The 417-nt window shown below is 74.1% G+C and carries 1 protein-coding gene; it reads right to left on the bottom strand.

From position 1 onward, the window contains the following. On the bottom strand, window positions 1–417 hold a 417-nt coding region (locus tag PUR61_RS02635), incomplete at both ends, for an ALF repeat-containing protein (protein ID WP_329875182.1).

Below are 417 nucleotides of genomic sequence, written 5' to 3'. Positions count from 1 at the left end.
GTTCGGGAGGCCGACCTCCAGGAACTGGCGCAGCTCGGCCGCCGTGCCGTCGACGACCTTCGCGGCGGCCTCGTGGACGCTGATGCCCGCGTCCTTGTCCGCCAGGATCCGCCGGACCTCGGCCCGGTCGTCGTCCTCGGCGCGGGCCGTGTGCTGGCCCTCGGCGAGGAACTTGCGGACCGCCTCGGGGCTGCCGGACTTGAGGGCCTTCTCGGCCGCCGCCTTCACGGCAGGGCCGCCGACGGAAAGGAACTGGGCGGCCTTGACGCGGTCGTCGATGATCCGCGCGTTCGGGAGGCCGACCTCCAGGAACTGGCGCAGCTCGGCCGCCGTGCCGTCGACGACCTTCGCGGCGGCCTCGTGGACGCTGATGCCCGCGTCCTTGTCCGCCAGGATCCGCCGGACCTCGGCCCGGTC

This window comes from Streptomyces sp. BE20 (assembly GCF_036322525.1).
Classification (GTDB): Bacteria; Actinomycetota; Actinomycetes; order Streptomycetales; family Streptomycetaceae; genus Kitasatospora.
This window is presented reverse-complemented; position numbering and strand designations above follow the sequence as displayed.